The following is a 21,109-nucleotide window of genomic DNA, read 5'->3' as shown; positions in this document are numbered from 1 at the left end:
TGACATTTTTGATCTTTGGCACCGGCGCCCGCCGATGCTGGAATAGTATTGGGGACTTACCATGGCTCAGGCATCCGGTCTGATGAAGGGCAAGCGCGGCGTCATCATGGGCGTTGCAAACAACCGTTCCATCGCATGGGGCATTGCCAAGGCCATCCACGCGCAGGGTGGTGAAGTTGCGTTGACCTATCAGGGCGACGCTCTGAAGAAGCGCGTCGAGCCGCTGCTTGCGGAAATCGACGGCTTCATGGCCGGCCATTGCGACGTCAGCGACGAAGCCTCCATCGATGCCGTCTTCGATACGCTCGAGAAGCAGTGGGGCAAGATCGATTTCGTGGTGCACGCGATCGGCTTCTCCGACAAGGACGAACTGACTGGCCGCTACGTCGATACCTCGGCCGACAACTTCGCCAAGACGATGCAGATCTCGGTCTACTCCTTCACCTCGGTTGCTCGTCGCGCTGAAAAGCTGATGACGGACGGCGGCTCGATGCTGACGCTGACCTATTACGGCGCCGAGAAGGTCATGCCGAACTACAACGTCATGGGTGTCGCCAAGGCTGCTCTCGAAGCAAGCGTCAAGTACCTCGCTGTCGACCTCGGCCCGAAGAACATCCGCGTCAACGCGATTTCCGCCGGCCCGATCAAGACGCTGGCTGCCTCCGGCATCGGCGACTTCCGCTATATCCTCAAGTGGAACGAGTACAACGCGCCGCTGCGCCGTACCGTCACCATCGAGGAAGTCGGCGACGTCGGCCTCTATATGCTTTCGGACCTGTCGCGCTCGGTCACCGGTGAAGTGCACCACGCCGACAGCGGCTACCATGTCGTCGGCATGAAGGCAGTGGACGCGCCCGATATCTCCGTGATCAAGGACTGACCGAACCGCAAAGTCGGATTCGGCAGCCTGCTGCCCGGAGACATGTTGTGCTGATCTATGTGATCCGTCACGGACAGACCGACTGGAACGCCGAAAGCCGGCTCCAGGGGCAAAAGGATATCCCTCTCAATGACTTCGGTCGCCAGCAGGCGACCGGCAACGGCGTGGCGCTTGGGGGCATCCTCGGCGCCGACGCCCGGCATTTCGACTTCGTCGCCAGTCCGCTCGGTCGCACCCGCGAGACCATGGAGCGCGTCCGGCGGGCCATGGGGCTCGATCCGGAGGCCTACCGCACCGACGAGCGGCTCAAGGAAGTCTCCTTCGGCGATTGGGAAGGGCACACGCTGCCCGAACTCAAGCGCTCGGCGCCGCAGCGGATCGCCGAGCGGCGCGCCGTGAAGTGGGACTTCATTCCCCCCGGTGAGGACGCCGAGAGCTACGAAATCCTGTCCTGGCGCATAGCCGCCTGGCTCAGGGACGTGACGAAGCCGACGGTCTGCGTCAGTCATGGCGGCGTCATTCGCGTGCTGTTCAAGCTTTTCGGGGAAATGGAAGCCGAGGAGGCCGCGACCGCGGCGATCCCGCAGGACCGCCTTCTTCGGATCTCCGGCAACGCCATTGGCTGGGTCTGAAGCCTAGGGCGTAGTTTGGCGCGGTGGCGCGCAATGCGCTTCACATGTATGCCCGCGTGCGGGGCATCCGAGAAACCTGTTTCCAGAAATGTGAAAATCGGCTCGTCCGAACCGTGCAGTGGCCGCTAGGAAAGGCCGCGCTTTGTTATTGAACGATTTCGAGGTCGTTGATGACCCGCTTGCCGTCCACTTCCGTGTAGAAGACGAGAACTTTTACGCCGGCCTTCAGGCCTTCGAAATTGAACTCCTCGGGCGCCTGGTAGTTCTTGCCGTCGTCAAGCGACAGGCTCAGCCTATCGGTATCAACACCCGTAATGGTAGCTTCAACGTCGGCGCTTTCGGCCAGGGCGGACAAGGGGGAGAGCAGCCCTGCGGTGGCCATGAGTGCGGCAATAACAAAACGCATTCTTCTTGCCCTCTTCAACGTTTCTGCGAACATTCTCGTCACTTCCTTTGATCCCCGATTGTGGCAAAAATTGCCTTGCGGCGTGGCTTTTGGCCGGACGCCCCGCTTTTTTGATGGTCGATCCGAACTCTGGAGACTGGACGGCGATACCGTATTTTTCAAGCGGGCAGGGGCCGAACTCCGGGTATCGGCGGGGTGGTTTCCCCATGAATTATAGGGTTTGCCAAGGAATTGTGACGAAAGCCAATCTTAAGACTCGCTCGCTACCTTTGGTTGGGGATCGAGGGGAAGAGATTGAAGATCATCGACGTTCTGCGCCAGCGCATTCGGGCCGCCGCCAGATTTGCGAAACCGTCGCTCATTCCGGCGGCGATCGCTGGCCTTGTCGTTTTTACGGGCGGGCATGTCTATGAGCGACAAAATCGCGAGAATTTCCAGAACGACCTTAGCATCGACGTCGAGAACGAACTGAACCTCATTGCCAACCGGCTGCAATCGGAGGTTAATACCAGCATTGCCGCGTTGAACGGTTTTGCCAACAGCATCGGCGTCCATCCGGCCATGACGTCAGACGACTTCACTGTCATGGCGACGAAGCTCCTCCTGCAGAACCCACAGATGGTGCGCGCTTCGGCAGCGCCCGGCGGCGTGGTGCGGATCGCCTTTCCGCGCGAGAGCCAGCAATGGTTCGTCGGCAGCGACTTCAACCGATTCGGCGCGACAAGACACGCCATCGAGCGCGCGTCCTCGACGGTCAGGCCGGTGATGATCGGCCCGATCCGGCTGCCGAGCGGCCGCAATGGTTTCGAACTGTTCCTGCCGGTCTTCTCCAAGATCCAGGGCCGCATGGAGCGTTGGGGCTATGTCGAGGCCATACTCGACGAGAAGGCGCTTTACCGCGCGGCACGCCTGCTCGAGTCGGGCGGCGAAGCGCCGGAGTTGGCCCGGGATCACCGCCACATCGACGTTCATCTGGCGATCCGCGACATTTCCGAGCCGGAGCGCATACAGGATGCGTTCTACGGCGACGACGCTCTCTTTCGCGCCGCGCCGGTCAAGCGTCGGCTGGAGCTCGCCGGCGGCGTGTGGGAGCTTGCGGCCATGCCCGTCGGCGGATGGAAGCAGCTCCCCGAAAACAGCAGCTTCATCCAGATGGCGATCGTTGCCGCCGTCACGGTGGTGGTTATACCGATCCTCCTGGCCGGCGGCCTCGTCAACGAGCGACAGCGCAACATCGCCAAGCTGAAGGCGCGGGAAGGGGAGGTGATGACGCTGTCTCATCGCCTGAACCTGGCGCTCGACGCGTCGAAGATCGGGATATGGGAGATCGACGTAGAGAGCCAGCAGCGCTCCTGGGACGACCGGATGTTCCATCTGCACGGGCTGGAGGCCCATGTGGAAGAGCCGACATACGACGAGTGGCGCGCGACGGTACATCCCGATGATGTCTGCATTGCCGCCAACGCGCTCTTCCGCAGCCTGGACGATGGCCTGGAATACCGGTCGCAGTATCGCGTCATCCTGCCTGACGGAACGATGCGCCATATCCGTAATGTCGGATCCAGCTACCGAGGCGCCGATGGACGCGCAAAGGTAACCGGCATTAGCTGGGATGTCAGCGACGATGTGCTGAGAAATGAGCGGCTGAGCGCGGCCAAGACGCAGGTCGATCAGCAAAACCATGAGCTCGAGCAGGCGCTGAAGGGGCTCTACGAGCGCGAGCAGGATCTCGAACTGCTTTCGCGCCGGCTCGACCTGGCACTCGATTCCTATCGTTGCGGTATGTGGGAGGCAGATCTCGACAAGAACGTCGCCTATTGGGACGAGCGCATGCACCAGCTTTACGGACTGGTCTACTCCGACGGGGCCACAAACGAAAAAATATGGCTTACCACGCTTCATCCCGATGATCGCGAAGCGGCTCTGGAGGCGGTCAATCGCGCCATTGCCGCCAACGAAACCTATGTCCATCAGGCTCGCGTCGTCCTTTTGTCCGGTGGTGTCCGTCACATCCGCTCCGTCGGCAAGCTGCATGTGGCGCCCGACGGCGCGCGAAAGTTCGTGGGCATGGCGCTCGACGTCACCGACGACGTCGTGATGACCGAGCAGCTGCGTGCGGCAAAGGCGATGGCAGATGCAAAGAATGCTGAGCTGGAGCAGGCGCGTGTGCGCATAGAGCACAATGCGCTTCACGATCCGCTGACCGGGCTCGGCAACCGCCGCATGCTCGACAAGGCGCTGGAGCGCCTGACGTCGTCGCCCGACGGTGATCGGGAAGACATCGCCATCCTTCATATCGACCTCGACAGGTTCAAGCAGATCAACGATACGCTCGGGCATGCCGCCGGCGACGCCATGCTGGTCCATGCCTCCGAGATCCTCAGGGCGAACACCTCGCCCGCCGATATCATCGCGCGCATCGGCGGCGACGAATTCGTGGTGGCCGTGACTGGGGCTGTCGGCGAGGCCGCCCTTGCGCCGCGCTGCGACCGCATCATCGCCGCCATGCGGCAGCCGGTCGATTACAACGGCTTTCCCTGCCGCTTCGGTGTCAGCATCGGTGTCGCGGTCGGAGAGGGCCCGGAAATCGACGCGCGCAAGCTGCTGGTTAACGCTGACATCGCGCTCTACCGCGCCAAGGAAGCTGGCCGAAACCGCTACCAGTTCTTCACCGAGACGCTGCAGGCGGAGGTGGTGACCGCCAAACGCATCGCCGATGAAATTCTCGAAGGCATCGAGCGGGACGAATTCGAACCCTGGTACCAGCCACAGTTCGACGCGACCTCGCTTGCGCTTTGCGGCGTGGAGGCGCTGGTGCGCTGGAAGCATCCGCGCGAGGGTATCCTGACGCCGGACCGTTTCCTCGGGATCGCCGACGAACTCAACGTCACCGCTGCGCTCGACCGGCTGGTTCTGGAGAAAGCCCTCAAGGACCAGATGCGCTGGGCCGCCGCCGGCGTGCGCGTTCCCAAGATTTCGGTCAACGTCTCGGCAAAGCGGCTTCAGGACGACGATCTGCTGCTTTCGCTTGAAGGCCTGAGCATTGCGCCCGGCCAGATCTGCTTCGAGCTGGTGGAATCGATCTTCCTCGATGAGAGCGACGATATCGTCGCGACCAACATCGAGGGTATCAAGCGACTGGGTATCGACATCGAGGTCGACGATTTCGGTACCGGGCACACCTCGATCGTCAGCCTGTTGAAGATTAAGCCGAAGCGGCTGAAGATCGACCGCCAGCTTGTGGTCCCGGTCTTGAGCGCACGCAGCGAACAGGCGCTGGTTCGCTCGATCATCGAGATCGCACGCTCGCTCAACATCGAGACGGTGGCCGAAGGTGTCGAGACGATGGCGCATGCCGAAATGCTCGGCATCCTCGGCTGCGACGTGCTGCAGGGCTACGCCTTCGCGAGGCCCTTGAGCTCAGAGAAGTTTCTCGCCTTCGCGATCGAGCGGGGTCTGCGCCTGGCATCGTGACGGAGGACATCGCGCTGGATTGCAAAAGTCTTTCCCGTCTTCGGCTTTCCACTATAGCGCCGCGCGTCTTTTAAGACGCGCTAAGGTCGCTGTAGCACTCTGAAGCGCTGCATAATTTTGTCCTTAAATCGATATCGATTTGAGGAATTATGCAGTAAGAGAGGGCATCCGCGTACAAACGTACGGCCGTTGCTTGCTTAGGGTCGGTTGCCTTCATGTCGCATAACACTTTCGGTCATCTCTTCCGCGTAACCACCTGGGGCGAAAGCCACGGGCCGGCGCTCGGCTGCGTCATCGACGGCTGCCCGCCCGGCATCCGTTTCACCCTCGCCGAGCTCCAGGTCTGGCTCGACAAGCGCAAACCCGGCCAGTCGCGTTTCGTGACGCAGCGCCGCGAAGACGATCTGGTCAAGGTGCTCTCGGGCGTCATGTTCGACGAGGACGGCGAGACGATGATCTCGACCGGAACCCCGATCTCGATGCTGATCGAAAACACCGACCAGCGCTCGAAGGACTATTCCGAGATCGCCAAGCGCTACCGTCCCGGCCACGCCGATTACACCTACGATCTGAAATACGGCATCCGCGACTATCGCGGCGGCGGGCGTTCGTCGGCGCGCGAAACGGCGGCACGTGTGGCTGCTGGCGGTGTCGCTCGCAAGGTCGTGCCGGGGCTCGTCGTGCGCGGCGCACTCGTGCAGATCGGCAAGCACAAGATCAACCGCGCCAACTGGGACTGGGCCGAGGTCGACAACAACCCCTTCTTCGCGCCGGATCCGGAGATCGTGCCGGTCTGGGAAGAGTATCTCGATCGCATCCGCAAGTCGGGATCCTCGATCGGTGCCGTCGTCGAAGTGGTGGCCGAGGGCGTGCCCGCCGGCATCGGTGCGCCCATCTATGCCAAGCTCGACCAGGACATTGCCTCGAACCTGATGTCGATCAACGCCGTCAAGGGTGTCGAGATCGGCAACGGCTTCGGTGCGGCCGAAATCACCGGCGAGGAGAATGCCGACGAGATGCGCATCGGTGCCGATGGCAAGCCGGTCTTCCTGTCGAACCATGCTGGCGGTATTCTCGGGGGCATCGCCACCGGCGAGCCCGTAATCGCGCGTTTCGCCATCAAGCCGACCTCGTCGATCCTCACCGAACGGCGTTCGGTCGATAGCGACGGCAACGAGGTCGACGTGCGCACCAAGGGGCGCCACGATCCGTGCGTCGGCATCCGTGCCGTGCCGATCGGCGAGGCGATGCTTGCCTGCACGATCGCGGATCACTACCTGCGTGACCGCGGCCAGACCGGCCGCCTCAAGTAATTCGGCTTCAGCCAAATTCGGGAAGAACACCATGTCCTATGATCAGAAGCGTGTCGTCGATGCCATCCGCGCTTTCGAGGCCGGAGAAATCGTCGTCGTCACCGATGACGACGGCCGCGAGAACGAGGGCGACCTGATCGTCGCGGCGGTGCATTGCACGCCGGAAAAGATGGCCTTCATCGTGCGCCACACCTCGGGCATCGTCTGCACGCCGATGCCGCGTGAGGAGGCCAAGCGCCTGAACCTCAACGCCATGGTTGCCGAAAACGATTCCGCCCATACGACGGCCTTCACCGTCTCGGTGGATTTCAAGCACGGCACGACGACCGGCATTTCCGCCGACGACCGCACGCTGACGGTTCGCAACCTCGCCAATCCCAATGTCGGCCCGACGGATTTCGTTCGCCCCGGTCACATCTTCCCGCTGGTCGCGCGCGAAGGCGGCGTTCTCATGCGTTCCGGCCACACGGAAGCTGCCGTCGACCTCTGCAGGCTCGCCAGCCTGCCGCCGATCGGCGTCATCTGCGAACTCGTCAATGACGACGGCACGGTCATGCGCGGGCCGCAGGTGGCGAGCTTTGCCGACACCCATGGCCTGAAGCAGGTGTCTGTCGCCGACCTCATCGCCTACCGCCAGCGCAAGGAAACGCTGATCGAGCATGGCGGTTCCTTCGATATCGAGACGCCCTATGGTGCGGCCAAGGGGCATTCCTATGCGCTGCCCTGGGATCCGATGCAGCATCTCGCCGTCGTCTTCGGTGATATCCGTGACGGCGTCGACATCCCGGTTCGCCTGCATCTCGAAAATGTCGGCGCCGACGTCTTCGGCAAGGATTGCCAGATCGACCGCATCATGAAGCGCATTGCCGACGAGGGCAGGGGTGTCATCGTCTATCTGCGCGAAGGCTCGGTTGGCGTCGGCGTGTCGCAGACGGCGCGCAAGGGCAAGCACGACCGCGAGGCCCACGACGAGGCCCAGGCGCGCGAAAACGAGTGGCTGGAAATCGGCCTCGGCGCGCAGATCCTGAGGGATCTCGGCATCAGTTCCATCAGGCTGCTCGCTTCGCGCGAACGCCACTATGTCGGCCTCGAGGGCTTCGGCATCAACATCGTCGGGACCGACATCATCTAAAGACGCGTCGCTCTCGCCATGCTTCGGGCCCGGATCATCGATCCGGGCCTTGTCTTTATATGCTCGCCAAAAAAAACCGCGCTCGAAGCGCGGCTCTTGTTTGTCTTTGAATATGTCGCCGATCAGGGCAGCGCGTCGTAGCCTTCGCCGAAGCCCTTGAGGTCCACAGGAATGCCGATGCCTTCCTCAGGCGACTGGAAGACGATGAAGGTCGCCGTTGCGCCGGAGCGGAAGGTCTTCAGGAGTTCGTCCTCGAGCACGACTTCCGCATAGCAGCCGTCGGAGAAGCAGCGAACGAAATAGGCGCGGCCGATATCCTTGCCATCGACGTTGAGGCCGAGGCCGTTCGGCAGAAGCACGCCGAGCGGAGCGAGCACGCGCAGGATCTTGGCCTTGCGATCCGCCGTCTTCAGAACGACGACCGAAAGGCCGACTTCCGGCCGGTCTTCGGCGATGACGTTTTGCATCAGCGCGCACTGGTCAGCGGACGCGCCCGGCGGCTGATCGCAGACGATCGACCACGCGCCATGGTTGGACTTGACCGTGCCGGGTGTTCCGGCGGGCTGCTGGGCCAGGCTCTGAGCCGGGAGAGCGAGAACGGCAAGGCCGAAGGCGGCGAAGGCCGACAGTCGGGAAAAGAGGGGCAGGCCCATGTAAACCTCAAAACGTCGAATCATCAGGGCTATTCTTGAAGTGCGCAGGAATAAATGAAAAGCCCTGCGGGGCACATTCCAGCGCCATATGGCGGAAATTGGGCGGGTTCGACGCCCTATCCGGCGCGCCGCCGTCAAAGCGCTGTGCAATCGGATCGCCAAGCGCGCAGAACAGCCCCTATAGGTGGTTTCGCCACGGGTTTCGAGGGGTGCCTGTGTGAAAAGCAACGTTTGTGCAAAAATGCCGCATGGGGTTGATTGGTCAGATGTTGCGGCATCGGACAAACTGTGGTTTGAAGCGCAGCAGTATCGCAGGGATTCTGCGTTCCGGTTTGATCCTGATCAAGCGCATTGGGGAGACACATTGTGAAAAACAAGGCTTATGCAGTTCTGGCAGCGCTTGCCTGTCTGCTTTTTGCTTCGAGCGCCTTTGCTGACAAGCCTGTCGAATGGCAGACGAACTTTCAGTCGGCCGCTACGGGCATCATGGAAGAAATCACGTGGTTTGAACATTATACCCTGTGGTTCATCATTCCGATTACACTTTTCGTTCTCCTCCTTTTGATCATCGTTGTGATCAAGTTCCGCGAAAGCGCGAACCCGGTTCCGTCCAAGACCAGCCACAACACCGCGATCGAAGTCGTCTGGACCGTCGGTCCGGTCGTCATCCTTCTCTTCCTCGCGATCCCGTCGTTCCAGCTCCTGACCGCGCAGCTGACGCCGCCGGCCAATCCGGACCTTACGCTCAAGGCGACCGGCAACCAGTGGTACTGGTCCTACGAGTATGAAGTCGGCGAAAGCCCGCTCACCTTCGACAGCATCATGATGAAGGAAGAAGATCGTGCGGCGCTCGGCAAGGAAGACAAGAAAGAATATCCGCGCCTGCTCGCCGTCGACAACGAAGTCGTCGTGCCGGTCGGCAAGACGGTTCGTGTTCTCGTCACCGCTGCTGACGTGATCCATGCATTTGCAATGCCTGCCTTTGGCGTGAAGATCGACGCCGTTCCCGGCCGCCTGAACGAAACCTGGTTCAAGGCCGAGCGCGAAGGTCTTTACTACGGCCAGTGTTCCGAGCTCTGCGGTAAGGACCACGCTTACATGCCGATCGCCATCCGCGTGGTTTCGCAGGAAAAATACGACACCTGGCTCGCAGCCGCCGCAACGAATGTTGGCGATGCGAACAAGGCGCTCATGGCGTCCATCGACTCGGCCAAGACCGTCGACGTCGCCGCTAACGCCGCACAGTAATCGGAAGGGGAGCTCGACCCATGGCTGGAACAGCCGTTCATCAAGACCAACGCCATGATCACTCCGATCATGGCCACGCAGACCATGCGCACAAGCCTTTGAGCTTCTTCCAGCGCTGGTTCCTGTCGACCAACCACAAGGACATCGGCACGCTCTACCTGATCTTCGCGATCTTCGCGGGCATCATCGGCGGCACGCTGTCCATCTTCATGCGTGCCGAGCTCCAGGAGCCGGGCATCCAGATCTTCCACGGTCTGGCGCAGATGGTTTACGGCTTCGAGGGCGATGCTGCCATCGACGGCGGCAAGCACATGTTCAACGTGTTCACGACCGCGCACGCGCTCATCATGATTTTCTTCATGGTCATGCCGGCGCTGATCGGCGGCTTCGCCAACTGGATGGTTCCGATCATGATCGGTGCGCCGGACATGGCGTTCCCGCGCATGAACAACATCTCCTTCTGGCTGATCATTCCGGCCTTCCTGCTCGTGCTGCTTTCGATGTTCGTCGAAGGTCCGGCCGGTGCCTATGGCGCAGGGGGAGGGTGGACGATCTATCCGCCATTCTCGACATCGGGCATGCCAGGACCGGCGATGGACTTCGTCATCCTCGGTCTGCACATTGCCGGCGCGTCCTCGATCCTCGGTGCGATCAACTTCATCACCACGATCCTGAACATGCGCGCTCCGGGCATGACGCTGCACAAGATGCCGCTCTTTGCCTGGTCGGTTCTGATCACCGCGTTCCTGCTTCTGCTCTCGCTGCCGGTTCTGGCAGGCGGCATCACCATGCTGCTCACCGACCGCAACTTCGGCACGGCCTTCTTCGCGCCTGAAGGCGGCGGCGACCCGATCCTGTTCCAGCACCTGTTCTGGTTCTTCGGTCACCCGGAAGTGTACATCCTGATCCTGCCGGGCTTCGGCATTGTCAGCCACATCGTTTCCACCTTCTCGCGCAAGCCGATCTTCGGCTACCTCGGCATGGCCTACGCCATGGTCGCGATCGGCGCCGTCGGCTTCATCGTGTGGGCACACCACATGTACACCGTCGGCATGTCGCTCGACACGCAGCGCTACTTCGTCTTCGCGACGATGGTCATCGCTGTTCCGACCGGTGTTAAGATCTTCTCGTGGATCGCGACGATGTGGGGTGGTTCGATCCGCTTCACGACCCCGATGGTCTGGGCGATCGGCTTCATCTTCCTGTTCACCGTCGGTGGCGTCACGGGCGTTCAGCTCGCCAACGCCGGCCTCGACCGCTCGCTGCACGACACCTACTATGTGGTTGCTCACTTCCACTACGTTCTGTCGCTCGGCGCCGTCTTCGCAATCTTCGCGGCCTGGTACTACTGGTTCCCGAAGATGACCGGCTACATGTACTCCGAGTTCGTCGGTAAGCTGCACTTCTGGGTCATGTTCATCGGCGTGAACCTGATCTTCTTCCCGCAGCACTTCCTCGGACTCGCAGGCATGCCGCGCCGTTACATCGACTATCCGGATGCCTATGCCGGCTGGAACATGGTTTCGTCCTACGGCTCCTACGTCGCAGCCGTCGGCGTCCTGATCTTCCTCTTCGGCGTCTTCGAAGCCTTCGCTAAGAAGCGCGTCGCTGGCGACAATCCGTGGGGCGAGGGTGCGAACACTCTGGAATGGCAGCTGTCTTCGCCGCCGCCGTTCCACCAGTGGGAACAGCTCCCGCGCATCAAGTGACGGGCAACGAACAGAAGCCGCCGGTTCCGGCGGCTTCACCCCGCCGGGAAACCGGCGACACACGGCCCTTGCGGTCGGGACTTTTGCAGGGACAAGACATGACGGTCATCGACAATCACGAAGCAGTCGGCATGGAAGGCGTACCGCGCCTGTCCGAAGCCTCTGCGCGCGATTACTTCGAGCTTCTGAAGCCGCGTGTCATGTCCCTGGTCGTCTTCACGGCGTTCGCCGGGCTGGTGCTGGCACCAGGACACATCAATCCTTTCATCGGTTTCATCGCCATCCTGTGCATCGCCGTCGGCGCTGGCGCGTCCGGCGCGCTGAACATGTGGTATGACGCCGACATCGACGCGGTCATGACCCGTACCGCCAAGCGCCCGATCCCGGCCGGCAAGATCCTGCCGCAGGAAGCGCTGGCGTTCGGTCTGACGCTGTCTGCCTTTTCCGTGATCATCCTCGGGCTCGCCGTCAATTGGCTCGCAGCCGGGTTGCTCGCTTTCACCATCTTCTTCTACGTGGTCATTTACACGATGTGGCTGAAGCGTTCGACGCCGCAGAACATCGTCATCGGCGGTGCTGCCGGCGCATTCCCGCCGATGATCGGCTGGGCCTGCGTGACCGGCGCCGTGTCGGTCGAAAGCATCGTTCTCTTCCTCATCACCTTCCTGTGGACCCCGGCGCACTTCTGGGCGCTCGCCCTCTTCAAGATGGGCGACTACGGCGCCGTCGGTGTGCCGATGATGCCGAATGTCTGCGGCCAGGCGACCACCAAGAAGCAGATCGTCATCTACGCCGTGCTGACCGCGCTGATCGGCATCTGTCCCACCTTGCTCGGTTTTGCGAGCATCGGTTACGGCGCAGTCGCAGCAGCCCTCGGCCTCGGCTTCGTGTGGTACTCGATCGGCGTGCTGCGCATGCCGGAAACTGATGAGCGCATGCTGCCGGCCAAGAAACTCTTTGCCTTCTCGATCATGTATCTTTTCGTGATCTTCTCCGCCCTGATGGCGGATCACCTGATCGTCAATATCTGGCTGAATGCCGGGAGTATTGCCTGATGGAAACCGTCAAGCTCACTGATGCCCAGAAGAAATCGCGCCGCGGCCGCAACATCGCGCTCGGCTTCGTCCTCTTCGGGCTCGTCGTCCTGTTCTACATCGTCACGCTGATCAAGTTCGGCAACGGCATGGTCAACTGAGGCGGGATGGCATGACGAATTCACCGCAGACCACAAGCTCGCAGCGCTCCAACCGCGTCGTCGTCGGCACTTGCCTGGCCTTCGTTGGCGGCATGGTCGGCATGGCCTATGCGGCCGTGCCGCTTTACGACATGTTCTGCCGCGTCACCGGCTACAACGGTACCACGCAGCGCGTCGAGCAGGCGTCCGACGTCATCCTGGAAGAGAAGGTGAAGGTCACCTTCGACGCGAACACCTCGGGCGGCCTGCCCTGGGAGTTCAAGCCGGTCCAGCGCGATATCGACATCCGCATCGGTGAAACGGTGCAGGTGATGTACAAGGCGAAGAACCTGTCGTCGAAGCCGACGACGGGTCAGGCGACCTTCAACGTCACGCCGATGCAGGCGGGCGCCTACTTCAACAAGGTACAGTGCTTCTGCTTCACCGAGACGACCTTGCAGCCGGGAGAGGAGATGGAGATGCCGGTGGTATTCTTCGTCGATCCGGACATGGTCAAGGCGGTGGAGACCAAGGACATCAAGACGTTGACGCTTTCCTACACCTTCTATCCGCGCGAACCGTCAAAGCCGGTCGCGCAGGTGAAGACGGAAGAGAACAAACTTTGACTGGAGGTCCTTTTCGGCTATGCCGGAAGGGCGACGAGAGAGAGACATTTCGGGGATTACTGACATGGCCGGTGCGCATCAGAAGAATCACGACTACCACATCATTGACCCAAGCCCCTGGCCGCTGCTTGCCTCGGTCGGCGCCTTCGTCATGGCGTTCGGCGGCATCTGCTACATGCGCTACCTGTCGGGCAGCTCGCTGAAGATCTTCGGCCTCGAGTTCGCGAACGTCTGGATCCTGCTCGCCGGCCTCATCATCGTTCTCTACACCATGTACGGCTGGTGGTCGGACACGGTGAAGGAAGCGCATGAGGGTCACCACACCCGCGTCGTTGCCTTGCACCTGCGCTACGGCATGATCATGTTCATCGCTTCGGAAGTGATGTTCTTCGTCGCCTGGTTCTGGGCCTATTTCGACGCCAGCCTGTTCCCGGGCGAAGCCATCCAGGCAACCCGCACCGCCTTTACCGGTGGCGTCTGGCCGCCGAAGGGCATCGAGGTTCTCGATCCCTGGCACCTGCCGCTCTACAACACCGTGATCCTGCTTCTTTCCGGCACGACGGTCACTTGGGCGCACCACGCGCTGCTGCACAACGACCGCAAGGGCCTGGTCAACGGTCTGGCGCTGACGGTCGCGCTCGGCGTACTGTTCTCCTACGTCCAGGCTTACGAATACGCTCACGCTCCGTTCGCCTTCAAGGACTCGATCTACGGCGCGACCTTCTTCATGGCGACCGGCTTCCACGGCTTCCACGTCCTGGTCGGCACGATCTTCCTGCTCGTCTGCCTGATCCGTGCGCTGCGTGGCGATTTCACCCCGAAGCAGCACTTCGGTTTCGAGGCGGCCGCCTGGTACTGGCACTTCGTTGACGTCGTTTGGCTGTTCCTCTTCTTCTCCATCTACATCTGGGGTGGTTGGGGCGCGCCTGTCGCCCACATGTAAGCGAATAGAGCCTACGCTCGTTTCGACAAGGCGGTTGCAGTCATGCAGCCGCCTTGTTCTTTTGGTGGTGTGCCCACAGGACGGCTCGAGGGGTGACGGATATGAGGTTGGGCTTGGTGGCGGCGGCGCTTGTGGTATCCGGCTGTTTGCCCGCCGTGGCCGCCGATAGCGCAGACAGAGTGGTCGTGCACAAGGAACGGCGGCTGTTGCAGCTCTTCCAAGGGGACCAGGTGATCCGTGAATACACGGTTGCGCTCGGCGGCAACCCCATTGGCCACAAGCGCCAGGAGGGCGACCAGAAGACGCCGGAAGGGCTCTATTCGCTCGACTGGCGCAATCCCGGCAGCGGCTACTACAAGTCCATCCACGTCTCCTATCCGGCGCCGGCCGATGTCTCTGCCGCCGCCGCAAGCGGCGTCGATCCCGGCGGCATGATCATGATCCATGGCCAGCCCAATTATTTCGGCTGGCTGGCCTTTTTGACGCAGCGCTTCGATTGGACGAATGGCTGCATTGCCGTTACCAATGCTGAAATGGAAGAAATCTGGGCCATGGTGCCCAACAACACGCCAATCGAGATCAAGCCGTGAGTGAAGACAAGGCACATTTCCCGCCGGTTGACCCGGTGATGACCGGGATCAAGGGGCTTTGCCCGCGCTGCGGCCAGGGCAAGCTTTTCGACGGGTTTCTGAAGGTCAAGCCGTCCTGCGCGAGCTGTGATCTCGACTACAAGTTCGCCGATGCCGGCGATGGCCCTGTCGTGTTCGTGATCCTGATCGTCGGCTTCATTGTCGTCGGCGCGGCGCTTTGGGCTGAGGTCAACTTCAACCCACCGCTCTGGCTACACTTCATCCTGTGGATCCCGCTTGCGGTGATCTTCAGCCTCGGCCTGACGCGGATGCTCAAGGGCATCCTGATCAACTTGCAATTCCGCAACAATGCGCGTCCGGGCGAGATCGACCGTGGCTGAGATCGCGACCAGGAAAAAGGGCGGCCTGATTGGTCGCATCGGCACGTTGCTGCTGCTCGTCGCGACATTTGCCATTCTCGTCTCGCTCGGCACCTGGCAGATGCAGCGGCTGCACTGGAAGGAAGGCCTGCTTTCGGCCATGGCCGAGCGCAGGTCCGCACCACCGGCGACACTTGCCGAGATCGAGAAGATCCTCGCCGATGGCGGCGACATCGACTACCGCACCGTCACGGTGACTGGCGGGTTCGATCATACCAAGGAGCGGCACTTCTTCGCGACGTTCAATGGCCGCACCGGCTATTACGTCTTCACGCCGCTACGGTTGGACGACGGCCGCTTTCTCTTCGTCAATCGCGGTTTCGTGCCTTTCGAGCAGAAGGATTCCTCGACCCGGCTTGCCGGCGAGCTTCCCGCCTTCGTCGGCATTCATGGTCTTGCAAGGCCGAAGCTTGACGGCAAGCCATCGTCGCTCGTTCCGGACAACGACCTCGCCAAGAACATCTTCTACTGGAAGGACCTCGACACGATGGCGTCTTCGGTCGGCCTTCCCGCCGACAAGGTCGTGCCGCTGTTCGTCGATGCAGATGCGACGCCCAATCCGGGCGGTCTGCCGATTGGCGGTGTCACCCAGTTCGACCTGCCCAACAACCACCTGCAATATGCGCTCACCTGGTACGGGCTGGCAGCGGCACTGGTGCTGGTCAGCGGCCTCTATGCAATGCGGCGCGGGCGATAGCCGCGGGTTTACCGTCATGCTAACCGTGTGGGACGAACGGCAGCGGGGGCCACGATGACGATCATCGCGAACACACTGATTGCTTTGACCGGCTTGCTGCATATTGGTTTTCTGGTGCTGGAAATGTTCCTTTGGACCGGGCCGAAGGGAAGGGCCTTGTTCCGTATGACGGCCGAGCAGGCCGAGACGACACGGGTGCTCGCGGCCAACCAGGGGCTCTACAACGGCTTTCTTGCCGCCGGCCTGTTCTGGTCGTTGATCCAGGCTGAAGCCGCCTTTGCCATCCAGCTGAAGGTGTTCTTTCTTGTGTGCGTGGTCGTTGCCGCTATATATGGCGCGTGGTCGGTCAAGCTGCGTATCCTCCTCATCCAGGGCGGCCCGGCGATCGCAGCGCTCGTTTTCCTTCTAATGGCATCCTGATCCATGGCATCATCAGCGGCAGAAAAATCCCCGATCACCATCCGCCTTTGCGGCCCGCGCGGCTTCTGCGCCGGCGTAGACCGGGCGATTCAGATCGTCGTCCTGGCGCTGAAGGAATTCGGCGCGCCGGTCTATGTCCGCCATGAGATCGTCCACAATCGCTACGTCGTCGAAGGCCTCGAAGCCAAGGGTGCGATTTTCGTTGAAGAGCTCGACGAGATCCCGCCGGAACACCGCAAGCAGCCGGTCGTCTTTTCGGCGCATGGCGTGCCGAAGTCGGTGCCCGCCGACGCGGATGCCCGCAACCTGTTCTATCTCGACGCCACCTGTCCACTGGTCTCCAAGGTCCACAAGCAGGCGATGCGCCACAATCGTCTCGGCCGCCACGTCGTCCTGATCGGTCATGCCGGCCATCCGGAAGTGATCGGCACCATGGGCCAATTGCCGGAAGGCACCGTATCGCTGGTCGAGACCGTCGAGGATGCCGACGTCTACCAGCCGCCGGACCCGGACAACCTCGGCTTCGTCACTCAGACGACGCTATCGGTCGACGACACCGCCGGCGTCATCAAGCGGCTGCACGAGCGTTTTCCGAACCTCACGGCGCCCGCCGCTGATTCGATCTGCTACGCCACCACCAACCGCCAGGAAGCGGTGAAGCAGGCAGCCCCCGGCTGCGACCTGTTCCTCGTCGTCGGCGCGCCCAACTCGTCCAATTCCAAGCGCCTCGTCGAAGTGGCGCTGAGAGCCGGCGCGAAAAAATCCGTGCTGGTCCAGCGGGCGTCGGAAATCGACTGGTACGAAATCGGCGACATCTCTACGGTAGGCCTGTCGGCCGGTGCGTCTGCGCCGGAAGTGATCGTCAACGAGATCATCGAGGCGTTTCGCGAACGCTATGACGCTTCGGTGGAACTCGCCGATACGGTCGAGGAAAACGAGAACTTCCTCGTCAACCGCGAGATCCGCCACGTGCCGCTGACGGCTGCCGACATGGCCTTCGTCAACGGCGAATAAGCCGCATTTCCTGCCCGCATTTTCTTGAGAGTGGACACCCTTGGCCGTTTACACCGATATCACGGAAGACGATCTCGCCCGTTTTCTCACCGCCTATGACGTCGGCCAGCTGACCTCCTACAAGGGGATCGCCGAGGGCGTCGAGAACTCCAATTTCCTGCTGCACACGACCAAGGGCTCCTACATCCTCACGCTCTACGAAAAGCGCGTGAATGCCGGCGACCTGCCGTTCTTCCTGGGCCTGATGCATCATCTGGCCGAGCGCGGTCTGTCCTGCCCGCTGCCGCTACCGCGTTCCGACGGCGAGCTGCTCGGCGAGCTTTCCGGTCGCCCTGCCGCCGTCATCTCCTTCCTTGAAGGCATGTGGCTGAGAAAGCCCGAAGCCAGGCACTGCCACGAAGTGGGCAAGGCGCTGGCGGCCATGCACGTCGCCGGCGAGGGTTTTGCGCTGAAGCGCACCAATGCGCTCTCCGTCGGCGGCTGGCGGCCGCTCTGGGTCAATTCCGAAGCGCGCGCCGACGAGGTGCAGGCAGGGCTCAAGGACGAGATCTCGGCCGAGCTCGAACATCTGGAGCGCCATTGGCCGAAATCGCTGCCGGAAGGCGTCATCCACGCCGATCTCTTCCCGGACAACGTCTTCTTCCTCGGCGACCAGCTGTCCGGGCTCATCGACTTCTACTTCGCCTGCAACGACTATCTCGCCTATGACGTCGCCGTCTGCCTCAATTCCTGGTGCTTCGAGAAGAACGGCTCCTATAACATCACCAAGGGCATGGCGATGCTTTCGGGCTATGAGAGCGTGCGCAAACTGACGCCGGCCGAGGTTGACGCCCTGCCGCTGCTGTGTCGCGGCTCGGCGCTGCGCTTCTTCCTGACGCGCCTCTACGACTGGCTGATGACGCCTGCGGGCGCGCTCGTGGTCAAGAAGGATCCGCTCGAATATCTGACGAAGATACGCTTCCACCGCGCGATTGCGTCCAGTGCCGAATATGGCCTGCGCCGCGACGGAGGCCAGGCATGAAACATATCGATATCTTTACCGACGGTGCCTGTTCGGGCAATCCTGGACCGGGCGGCTGGGGCGCTGTGCTGCGCTATGGCGAGGTGGAAAAGGAGCTGTCCGGCGGTGAGGCTGAAACCACCAACAACCGCATGGAGCTGCTGGCGGCGATATCGGCGCTCGACGCGCTGAAGAGCGCCTGCGAGGTCGATCTCTACACCGACAGCAAATATGTGATGGACGGCATCTCCAAGTGGATCCACGGCTGGAAGAAGAACGGCTGGAAGACTGCGGACAAGAAGCCGGTGAAGAACGGCGAACTCTGGCAGCGGCTGGACGAAGCCAACCGGCGGCACAAGGTGACCTGGCACTGGGTCAAGGGCCATGCCGGCCATCCGGAGAACGAGCGCGCCGACGAGCTCGCGCGCAAAGGCATGGAACCCTACAAGAAGAAGCGTGGCTTGGGCTCGCTTCTGGTGAAATGAAAAACGGGCCGTAAGGCCCGTTTCCATGTGCACTTGCTTCTGTGCTCAGAGCTGCTCGAGCATCGCGGCAGCGCCGGAAACGGTCGCCTGGCCGGGGCTTTCCTCAAGATTGAGCGACTTTACCACGCCGTCTTCGACGAGCATCGAATAGCGCTTGGAGCGCACACCGAGCGTGCCGGCCGACAGGTCGATGTCCATGCCAAGCGCCTTGGTGAAGGCGGCGTTCCAGTCCGAGAGGAAGTGGATCTTGCCCATGCCGCCCGAGGTGGTTGCCCAGGCGCCCATCACATGCAGGTCGTTGACCGAGACGACGGCGATGTCGTCGACGCCGCGAGCAAGGATCGCGTCGCGGTTTTCGAGATAGCCGGGCAGGTGGTTAAGCGAGCAGGTGGGCGTGAATGCGCCCGGGACGGCGAAGAGCACGACGCGCTTGCCGGCAAAGAGCTGATCGGTGGTGACCTCGACGGGACCGTCGGCGGTCTTTTCCTTGAAGGTTGCGGTTGGCAGCTTGTCTCCGACGGCAATGGTCACGGCACTCTCCTTGCGTTGCTTGCGTCTCGCTTCTCCGCACTCGTCGGAGAACTCGGCGGACTATAGATGCGCCCTAATCAAAGGCAAGGGTCGTCTCCATGCTGCGGCCCTGGGCGCGCACAGTCAAAACGATCGGCTTGCCTTTGAGTTCCCTGTCCTTGCCCGTGAGCCTCACCGGAACAGCTGCGTTCAACGCCCGGTCGCCGGCAGGCTGGATCTCGGGCTTGCCGAACGAAATGCCCGAAGGCCCGGCAAGGAAGACTTCCGGATCCTTGTCGTCGGCGGGTAGGCGAACCGACAGATGCATCATCGCCTTGTCGGCGTCGTAGCGGCTCGCGGTGACTGCGAAATCCGTGGACGGCGCCTCCGGCAGTGCAGCCACGGCATCGTCGATCCGCGCGCCGTCGAGCGGATTGTCGAAGCCGCCTTGCTTGATGGCGAGCGTGAGCTCGCCCTGCACCGGGATGCAGATGTCCTCACAAATGCCGAGGAAAACGGAGGCGCGAATGGTTACGTCGCCGCTGCCGTGGAGGCGCTTCAATGTCAGCGGGAAGGCGACCGGCTTGTCATAGCCGATATAGCGCACGACGCCGTCGTCGAACGTCTTCGGCACCGGGAAGCCGATTTTTTCCAGCTCCACGCCGCCTTTCGGGTCGAGCGTCACCTGTGGGGGAATGCCGCTTGCACCGGGCTCGCGCCAATAGGTCTTCCAGCCAGGGTTGAGCTTGACCTCCAGCGTCGCCGGGATCGTGCCGTCCCCTTTGGGCTGGGCGGCGACCAGACGGATCATGCCGCCGGGGGAGGTGACCCACTCGCTGGTGGCCGCGTTGGCGCCGAAGGGGAGAAAAAAACAGCCAGCCAGGCTTGCCGCGCCGATGAACTGAGCCATTTTCTGGTGTGTGAAGCACTGGATCATACGGCAAGCAATATCGCTTTTGCCAGACGCGCTCCAGACGCTGCGACGGAAGCAACGATCATAATTGCTTGATCGGACACGGCGAAGTGAACGCCGTGCGTGCAATAATTATGGGCCGCGACGCTGAGGCGCTTTTCATTTCGCGGCGAATTGATAGGCTGTTCGCATGATGGCTACTCCGATGGCGCAAAAGAGACGCGAGCGAGGCTTTCTTGACGGTCAGTTCCTGATCGCCATGCCCGGGATGTTTGACGCCAATTTCGCCCGCACGGTCATCTTCATCTGCGCCCATTCGGACGATGGCGCCATGGGTTTCATTCTCAACCGGCCGCAACAGCTGACCTTCCCGGACGTGCTGCTTCACCTCGATCTTCTCGATGAGGATGAGGCGATCCGGCTTCCCCAGGTAACACGGGATTTCCAGATCCAGGCGGGCGGTCCGGTCGAAACCGGGCGCGGCTTCGTGTTGCATTCCGACGATTATCTGAGCGACTCCAGCATTCCCGTCAGCGACGATATCTGCCTTACGGCGACGCTCGACATCGTCCGTGCCATATCGCGTGGGCAGGGGCCCGTGCGCGCGACGATGATGCTCGGCTACGCCGGGTGGGGGCCGGGGCAGCTGGAAGCGGAAATCACCCAGAACGGCTGGCTCACATGCCCGGCACGCGAAGAGCTGATCTTCGACAAGGCGCTCGACGACAAATACGATCGGGCGCTGGCGCTGATGGGTGTTTCGGCCGCGATGCTCTCCATGGATGCCGGCCACGCCTGATTGACAGCGCGCCCGCTCTCTTCCAGATCCTTGACGCAGAAACGAAAAGCCCGCCGGATTGTTACTGACGGG

23 protein-coding genes are annotated in these 21,109 nt (G+C 61.8%); 19 read left to right on the top strand and 4 right to left on the bottom strand.

Annotated features, from left to right (window positions below; all coding sequences use genetic code 11):
• The first annotated feature begins 61 nt into the window (after positions 1 to 61).
• The gene (fabI, locus tag IB267_RS10875) at positions 62 to 880 is read left to right on the top strand and encodes an enoyl-ACP reductase FabI (protein WP_043619845.1); all 819 of its coding nucleotides are present in this window, start codon (positions 62 to 64) and stop codon (positions 878 to 880) included.
• 47 nt (positions 881 to 927) lie between these two features.
• Positions 928 to 1,512, top strand: a complete 585-nt coding sequence (locus IB267_RS10870; RefSeq protein WP_192447588.1) for a histidine phosphatase family protein — start codon at positions 928 to 930, stop codon at positions 1,510 to 1,512.
• A gap of 145 nt (positions 1,513 to 1,657) precedes the next feature.
• Here IB267_RS10870 and IB267_RS10865 read toward each other — a convergent pair whose 3' ends face one another.
• A complete protein-coding gene (locus IB267_RS10865) occupies positions 1,658 to 1,918 on the bottom strand; it encodes a DUF1344 domain-containing protein (RefSeq protein WP_043619849.1) in 261 nt (86 codons plus the stop codon).
• Positions 1,919 to 2,212: 294 nt separating this feature from the next.
• Here IB267_RS10865 and IB267_RS10860 point away from each other — a divergent pair, with 294 nt between their 5' ends.
• From IB267_RS10860 to ribB, 3 genes are all read left to right on the top strand, one after another.
• Positions 2,213 to 5,392, top strand: a complete 3,180-nt coding sequence (locus tag IB267_RS10860; RefSeq protein WP_192447587.1) for an EAL domain-containing protein — start codon at positions 2,213 to 2,215, stop codon at positions 5,390 to 5,392.
• 215 nt (positions 5,393 to 5,607) lie between these two features.
• On the top strand, positions 5,608 to 6,705 hold the full coding sequence (gene aroC / locus IB267_RS10855; protein ID WP_192447586.1) for a chorismate synthase: 1,098 nt from the start codon (positions 5,608 to 5,610) through the stop codon (positions 6,703 to 6,705).
• 31 nt (positions 6,706 to 6,736) lie between these two features.
• Positions 6,737 to 7,837: a 3,4-dihydroxy-2-butanone-4-phosphate synthase gene (gene ribB, locus IB267_RS10850; protein ID WP_192447585.1), complete on the top strand. Its 1,101-nt coding sequence runs from the start codon at positions 6,737 to 6,739 to the stop codon at positions 7,835 to 7,837.
• A gap of 122 nt (positions 7,838 to 7,959) precedes the next feature.
• Here the strand turns inward: ribB and IB267_RS10845 are convergent, their stop codons facing one another.
• Complete coding sequence (locus IB267_RS10845) at positions 7,960 to 8,490, bottom strand: invasion associated locus B family protein (protein WP_034801218.1); 531 nt, start codon at positions 8,488 to 8,490, stop codon at positions 7,960 to 7,962.
• A 366-nt stretch (positions 8,491 to 8,856) separates the two neighbouring features.
• Between IB267_RS10845 and coxB the strand changes: the two genes are divergently transcribed.
• The 13 genes from coxB to rnhA all read left to right on the top strand — a co-directional run bounded on the left by coxB (position 8,857) and on the right by rnhA (position 18,815).
• The gene (gene coxB / locus IB267_RS10840) at positions 8,857 to 9,738 is read left to right on the top strand and encodes a cytochrome c oxidase subunit II (protein WP_192447584.1); all 882 of its coding nucleotides are present in this window, start codon (positions 8,857 to 8,859) and stop codon (positions 9,736 to 9,738) included.
• Between the two features lie 20 nt (positions 9,739 to 9,758).
• Positions 9,759 to 11,447 (top strand): cytochrome c oxidase subunit I, encoded by a 1,689-nt coding sequence (ctaD, locus tag IB267_RS10835; RefSeq protein ID WP_043619858.1) that lies wholly within the window; start codon positions 9,759 to 9,761, stop codon positions 11,445 to 11,447.
• A 98-nt stretch (positions 11,448 to 11,545) separates the two neighbouring features.
• On the top strand, positions 11,546 to 12,502 hold the full coding sequence (locus tag IB267_RS10830; RefSeq protein ID WP_192447583.1) for a heme o synthase: 957 nt from the start codon (positions 11,546 to 11,548) through the stop codon (positions 12,500 to 12,502).
• Positions 12,502 to 12,642 carry a hypothetical protein gene (locus tag IB267_RS10825; protein ID WP_043619862.1) on the top strand — a complete coding sequence of 47 codons (141 nt, stop codon included), beginning with the start codon at positions 12,502 to 12,504 and terminating at the stop codon, positions 12,640 to 12,642. Before IB267_RS10830 ends, IB267_RS10825 begins: the two co-directional genes overlap by 1 nt.
• Positions 12,643 to 12,653: 11 nt before the next feature.
• Positions 12,654 to 13,247: a cytochrome c oxidase assembly protein gene (locus IB267_RS10820; RefSeq protein WP_192447582.1), complete on the top strand. Its 594-nt coding sequence runs from the start codon at positions 12,654 to 12,656 to the stop codon at positions 13,245 to 13,247.
• 64 nt (positions 13,248 to 13,311) lie between these two features.
• A complete protein-coding gene (locus IB267_RS10815) occupies positions 13,312 to 14,190 on the top strand; it encodes a cytochrome c oxidase subunit 3 (protein ID WP_192447581.1) in 879 nt (292 codons plus the stop codon).
• Between the two features lie 101 nt (positions 14,191 to 14,291).
• Positions 14,292 to 14,780 carry a murein L,D-transpeptidase family protein gene (locus IB267_RS10810; RefSeq protein ID WP_192447580.1) on the top strand — a complete coding sequence of 163 codons (489 nt, stop codon included), beginning with the start codon at positions 14,292 to 14,294 and terminating at the stop codon, positions 14,778 to 14,780.
• A complete protein-coding gene (locus tag IB267_RS10805; protein WP_043619869.1) occupies positions 14,777 to 15,160 on the top strand; it encodes a DUF983 domain-containing protein in 384 nt (127 codons plus the stop codon). Before IB267_RS10810 ends, IB267_RS10805 begins: the two co-directional genes overlap by 4 nt.
• Positions 15,129 to 15,896, top strand: a complete 768-nt coding sequence (locus IB267_RS10800) for an SURF1 family protein (RefSeq protein WP_192447579.1) — start codon at positions 15,129 to 15,131, stop codon at positions 15,894 to 15,896. The genes IB267_RS10805 and IB267_RS10800 overlap by 32 nt, the downstream gene beginning before the upstream one ends.
• A gap of 54 nt (positions 15,897 to 15,950) precedes the next feature.
• On the top strand, positions 15,951 to 16,316 hold the full coding sequence (locus tag IB267_RS10795; RefSeq protein ID WP_192447578.1) for a DUF1304 domain-containing protein: 366 nt from the start codon (positions 15,951 to 15,953) through the stop codon (positions 16,314 to 16,316).
• Positions 16,317 to 16,319: 3 nt separating this feature from the next.
• Entirely contained in the window at positions 16,320 to 17,330 is a 1,011-nt protein-coding gene (gene ispH / locus IB267_RS10790; protein WP_192447577.1) for a 4-hydroxy-3-methylbut-2-enyl diphosphate reductase, read from the top strand.
• A 40-nt stretch (positions 17,331 to 17,370) separates the two neighbouring features.
• Positions 17,371 to 18,351, top strand: a complete 981-nt coding sequence (locus IB267_RS10785; RefSeq protein WP_192447576.1) for a homoserine kinase — start codon at positions 17,371 to 17,373, stop codon at positions 18,349 to 18,351.
• Entirely contained in the window at positions 18,348 to 18,815 is a 468-nt protein-coding gene (gene rnhA, locus IB267_RS10780) for a ribonuclease HI (protein ID WP_043619877.1), read from the top strand. Before IB267_RS10785 ends, rnhA begins: the two co-directional genes overlap by 4 nt.
• Before the next feature lie 45 nt (positions 18,816 to 18,860).
• Here the strand turns inward: rnhA and IB267_RS10775 are convergent, their stop codons facing one another.
• Entirely contained in the window at positions 18,861 to 19,346 is a 486-nt protein-coding gene (locus IB267_RS10775; RefSeq protein WP_192447575.1) for a peroxiredoxin, read from the bottom strand.
• 73 nt (positions 19,347 to 19,419) lie between these two features.
• A complete protein-coding gene (locus IB267_RS10770) occupies positions 19,420 to 20,235 on the bottom strand; it encodes a protein-disulfide reductase DsbD domain-containing protein (RefSeq protein WP_371742526.1) in 816 nt (271 codons plus the stop codon).
• A 196-nt stretch (positions 20,236 to 20,431) separates the two neighbouring features.
• On the opposite strand from IB267_RS10770, the gene IB267_RS10765 reads away from it, so the two are divergent.
• Complete coding sequence (locus tag IB267_RS10765; protein WP_192448299.1) at positions 20,432 to 21,037, top strand: YqgE/AlgH family protein; 606 nt, start codon at positions 20,432 to 20,434, stop codon at positions 21,035 to 21,037.
• The last annotated feature ends 72 nt before the right edge of the window (positions 21,038 to 21,109 follow it).

It is taken from the genome of Ensifer sp. ENS09, from assembly GCF_014852425.1.
In the GTDB taxonomy this organism is placed as follows: Bacteria; Pseudomonadota; Alphaproteobacteria; order Rhizobiales; family Rhizobiaceae; genus Ensifer.
The sequence above is the reverse complement of the archived record's forward strand: the minus strand, read 5'-3'. Positions and strand labels throughout refer to the sequence as shown.